Annotated in this window: 6 protein-coding genes; all 6 read left to right on the top strand. The window is 30.8% G+C overall.

The features are described 5' to 3' along the window. Positions 1 to 182: 182 nt before the first annotated feature. The 6 genes from DWX91_RS15825 to DWX91_RS15850 all read left to right on the top strand — a co-directional run bounded on the left by DWX91_RS15825 (position 183) and on the right by DWX91_RS15850 (position 4,927). Positions 183 to 557: a hypothetical protein gene (locus DWX91_RS15825; RefSeq protein ID WP_118539714.1), complete on the top strand. Its 375-nt coding sequence runs from the start codon at positions 183 to 185 to the stop codon at positions 555 to 557. Then, positions 557 to 2,905: an AAA family ATPase gene (locus tag DWX91_RS15830; RefSeq protein ID WP_118539716.1), complete on the top strand. Its 2,349-nt coding sequence runs from the start codon at positions 557 to 559 to the stop codon at positions 2,903 to 2,905. Before DWX91_RS15825 ends, DWX91_RS15830 begins: the two co-directional genes overlap by 1 nt. 12 nt (positions 2,906 to 2,917) lie before the next feature. After that, positions 2,918 to 3,439: a siphovirus Gp157 family protein gene (locus DWX91_RS15835; RefSeq protein ID WP_118539718.1), complete on the top strand. Its 522-nt coding sequence runs from the start codon at positions 2,918 to 2,920 to the stop codon at positions 3,437 to 3,439. A gap of 68 nt (positions 3,440 to 3,507) precedes the next feature. Then, positions 3,508 to 3,825 (top strand): hypothetical protein, encoded by a 318-nt coding sequence (locus DWX91_RS15840; RefSeq protein ID WP_147354433.1) that lies wholly within the window; start codon positions 3,508 to 3,510, stop codon positions 3,823 to 3,825. Positions 3,826 to 3,852: 27 nt separating this feature from the next. After that, complete coding sequence (locus DWX91_RS15845; protein WP_118539722.1) at positions 3,853 to 4,200, top strand: hypothetical protein; 348 nt, start codon at positions 3,853 to 3,855, stop codon at positions 4,198 to 4,200. Continuing rightward, on the top strand, positions 4,184 to 4,927 hold the full coding sequence (locus tag DWX91_RS15850; RefSeq protein ID WP_147354434.1) for a hypothetical protein: 744 nt from the start codon (positions 4,184 to 4,186) through the stop codon (positions 4,925 to 4,927). Before DWX91_RS15845 ends, DWX91_RS15850 begins: the two co-directional genes overlap by 17 nt. Positions 4,928 to 4,969: the final 42 nt, after the last annotated feature.

Genomic DNA, 4,969 nt, shown 5'->3' on the forward strand with positions numbered 1-4,969 from the left:
AAATAAGATAACAGTTAGCACATTAGATAAAAAAAATCAAGGATGATAAAATAAAAAAACATAATTATTCAAACTCTGAATTATCTAAAACTGGAAAATCTTATAATAATCTTGATTCTCGTAAAGCTCTTCTTGAAATTTTTAATCTTATTCCAGATGAACATCTTAATGCATTTGAAATCATGGAAGCTCAAGTAAAGAAATTTGACGAAGTTAGATATGTTGATCCATTTATGCATGACAAGTTATTTATTCTAAATACCAGAAACGTCATTGCTCCAAACCTTGTTGTTTATGATATTGGAATAGGAGAATATAAATATGTAAAGGTGAAGAAAGAAATATTTAAAATCTTACCTCTACAAGATGGAGATATTATAGATGCTAAGAAAATCGAGAAAGTATTTGGAGAAAAAATCATTGGAAAAGATGATGATGGAAAAAATATTGTAGTTGCAGATATTGATAAAGAATATGACATGATTACTCAATACGATATTATTTTCCGTAAATACAAAAAATCTAATTCACTGATTACAGATTGTGAGGTTAGCTAGTGGAAGAAGAAAAAGTTTTAAAATTTGAATGCACTTTGGATAGAATTTTCTATCCAAAGTATTCTAAAAAAATCAAAAGTGGAGACTTTGGAATTTTAAAAGTAGCCGTTACTAAAATGTTAGAAGGGACAGAATACTACGGAGATTACATTAAACTCAAAGGTAATTGTCCAACAGTAGAATATGGTACAACATACAAAGTATACTGCAAACTTGCTGAACATAATGAACAGTATGGAGACACATATGAAATTCTATATATGAGTAAATGTATTGATATTTCAAGTAAAGATAAACAAAAAGAATTTCTAAAGAATGTAATCAACGAAAATTTAGTAGACAAGTTATTTGATAAATATGATGATGTGATTTCACTTTTGGAAAATCGAGACATAGAATCATTGATGAAAATTAGAGGTATTGGTAATCAAGTAGCCCTAAGATTAATTGACGAATATGAGGAATCAAAAGATTATAGTGCTATTTATATGGAATTGGGAAAGTTAGGATTAACTCATACATTCATTAAGAAATTAGTAGATTTCTATCATTCTCCTGATACGGTTATAGATGTGGTTAGGAATAATCCATACGATTTAGTCAGAGTAGATGGAGTGGGATTTAAAAAGGCTGACGAAGTTGCTTGTAAAGTTGGAATAGGACAATTTGATCATAGAAGAATAAAAGGCTTCTTACTTCACTATCTTAATGAGCAAGGAGAATTTGGAAAAAGCTATTTGGGTTATCAAGAACTCATGAAAGCACTTTATGATACATTAGGATATGTTCCAGAAGATGTAGTAAACAATGTCGCTGCCAAAATGATAGAAGATAAAAATGTGGTAGTCATTGATAATGGCTTGAAAATTGCATTAAAAAAATTCTATGATCTGGAATCTAATATAGCAAAAGAACTTATTCGTATTCAAAATGGTAGAGCTACAGTTATTGAAGATGGAGAAGAAGTAAAACCAGATAATCCAAATGAGTATATACCAAAATCTTTCAATATTGAAAACTGGGAGAAAATTGTAGAAAGAACAGAGGAATCTCAGGGTTTTGAATTTACTGATGAGCAGAAAGCAGCTATTAAATTAAGCCTTGATAATCATGTAATGGCTTTGACTGGTGGGGCTGGCGTAGGTAAAACTTCGACTGCTAATGGTATTTGTTCGCTTTATTCAGGATATGAGATTTTAGCTTGTGCTTTATCTGGTAAAGCGAGTGTAAGAATTACTGAAGCAACTGGACTTCCAGCGAGTACAATTCACAGAGCATTAGGATATCAGAACGGAAAATTTACATTTGGAAAAGGAAATAAGCTACCTGTAGATATTGTTCTCATTGATGAAGCGACTATGATTAATGGTGTTCTGTTTTTAGCACTTCTTGAAGCTATTCCAACTGGAGCAAAAATAATTATTATGGGTGATGTTCAGCAGCTTACTCCTATTGGAAATTGTCAGGTGTTCGCAGATATTCTTGATAGTGGTGTACTTCCTGTTGTTAGATTAACCAAGCCGCATAGACAAGCTCTCAGAAGTGGTATTATTCCTACTTCAATGAAGGTTGCTAAACAGGAACAAATCTTCGATGTTAAATTTGAGGGTAATGAAGTTCTTGGAGAATTAAAAGATATGGAATTAGATATTTCTAATACGAAAGAATCATTGTCAGATCGTGTTATTTCCCATTTTCAAACTGAGATGCAGAAATTTAACAACATCATGGAAGTACAGGTTTGTGTTCCAATGCGGATGAGAGGAGATTTATCTTGTTATAACCTAAATACTCGCTTGCAGGAGATTTATAACCCTAAATTTACCGAGGGCAATGAAATCGTGATTTCATTACAAAAAGGAACCTTAAAAAACCCTGAAAACGCAAGGGAATATGTGATCCGTGTTAATGATAAAGTCATAAATACTAAGAATAATTATCAATCTGTCGATGTCGATGGTAATTCTTGTCCAATTTTCAATGGCAACATGGGGATTATAAAAGAAATTACAGATGATGGCTATGTGACCGTTGATTTCGATGGAATTGGAGAAGTCGTATTAGATAAAAAAGATACTAAGAGTCTTGAATTAGCTTATGCCTGTAGTATACATAAATCTCAAGGATCTGGTTATTTATCAACCATCGTAGCACTAGATTCTAGTAGTTATGTCATGAACAATTGTGAATTACTTTATACTGGTATTACCAGAGCTAAAAAATATTGTGTTCTAGTTGGTAATAATTATGCTATTCGAAAGGCAATCCAAACAAAAGAAACTAATACAAAACAGACATTTTTAAAAGACATGTTAATTGAAAAGTATAAAAAATCAAATGATAAATAGGAGAATATATAGATGAAGTTATATGAATTAACTGGACAGTTTTTAGAACTATTAAATATGTTTGAGGACGATGAAGTTGATGAGCAGATCATCATGGATACTCTTGAAGGAGTAGAGTGCGAAATTGAGGAAAAAGCCGATGGTTATGCCAAGATTATTAAAAATTTAGAGATGGATATCGAAGGTATAGAGAAAGAAAACAATAGACTCAAAGCTAGACAAAAGACATTTGAAAACCGTATCAAATGGTTAAAAGAAAATCTTAAAACTTGCATGGAGCTAACAGGAAAACGAAAATTTACCACAGAGTTATTTTCATTTAATATTCAGAAAAATGGTGGCAAAAGAAAACTTGTTGTGGATGTGGATGTAAAAAATCTTCCAAAAGAATTTAGAATTTCTCAGCCAGATGTAGTAAATGGAGATGCTTTGAGAGATTATCTCAAAGATAATGGATATGATGGTCAGGATGGATCTTTACATTGTGAGTGGTGTCATTTAGAACCACAAGGAGAAGGACTTAGAATTAGATAATGGAAGAATATATAGATGAGGGTGAAAATTATCTATCATCCTCATCTATCATCAAGGAGGTTGATACTATGTATGAAAAATTTAAAGTATTAAAAGGACTAACTTTTGATAGAGATGATTTTGTTAGAGCTTTTTATAAGATTTTTAATAAAGATCAAATTGAAAATATAGAAGTTATGTGTGGATATCCGCAATATACTGACGAATTTATCTTATGTAGAAATAGCGATGAATTTCACATCATACATTTTGAAAGTGGTGTATCAATCAATTGGTATAAACATCTTGGACGGAGTAATTGGTGTAATAACTGTAAATTTACATATGATGATTTATTGGAATTTTTAAAATTATTAAAAGAAGATATTGATTGGAATAAAGTATAGGCGAATATATAAGTGTGGTGATAGGTAATGTTATACAAAATTAAAGCTATTAAATATAACGGTTCTGCTGGACCATATGGAGAAGATAGAATAGAAGAAGATTATGTAAGAAGAATTGGTAGAATTGTAAGATTCTCAATTAAGGATATCGAACCTGGTTATCCAATGTATTGTAGATATGAATATGATTCTGATGGAACACCTTATAAAAATGGTGGCTGGGTAAGAACAAGTACGGTGAAGAAGGTTAATGTAGTACAAACTGGTGATTTGACTATAGAAGTACATGTTATTACATTAAATAGTATCTTTATTTTTGAGGAATATCCTAGAATGTTATATAAGGATGGTGAAGAGAATGAGTCAGATGATTGATAAGAATGTATTAAATAAAGGTTGGAATGATTGTTTAGATTATTTAACAAATGATTTAAGCAATGGATTTCTATATGATTTAAGTTTGCGCGAGCATGAAAATTTCCCAGAAAAGGAATTAAAAAATTGGTTCAAAAATCAAAAACGAGAGACTACGATTAAAGATACAAAGATTATTTCTGCATTTCCTGCATGTGGAAAAACATATGCAGTCGAAGAATTAAATAAAAGAGGATTAATTGCTCTGGATAGCGATAATAGTAATTTTAGCTGGATGGAAAGAAAACGAACAGAAGAAGAATTAGAAAAGGCAGCAGAAATTTGGAGTAGTGTTCCAAGAAAAATGTCAAAGACATGGTATATGACTGCTATTGAAGATGATTTAATCAAAGTCCGTAATCCAGAGTTTCCCAAAAACTATATTGAACATATCAAAGAGAATATTGGAAAAGTTGATTACATTTTTGTGAGCAGTCATAAAGAAGTTAGAGAGGCTTTATTAGAAGCTGAAATTCCATTTACACTCATTGTTCCAGCTAGAGATATGAAAGCAGAATGGATTGGAAGATGTTGGCTTCGTGGAAGTGGAGAAGATTTTTGTAAAATGTTAAATATAAATTGGGACAAATGGATGGATGAGATTATTGAAGATGGAAGATTAAATGTAAAATATTTAACATATGCAAATACTTATATTTTAACTTTAATTGATTGTAAGAAGATTTAGGAGAAAAGATTTAATGGATATTAAATTACAAAATGGTAACAG

Origin of the sequence: Clostridium sp. AF22-10 (assembly GCF_003478725.1) — a bacterium.
GTDB classification, from domain to species: Bacteria; Bacillota; Clostridia; order Lachnospirales; family Lachnospiraceae; genus Otoolea; species Otoolea fessa.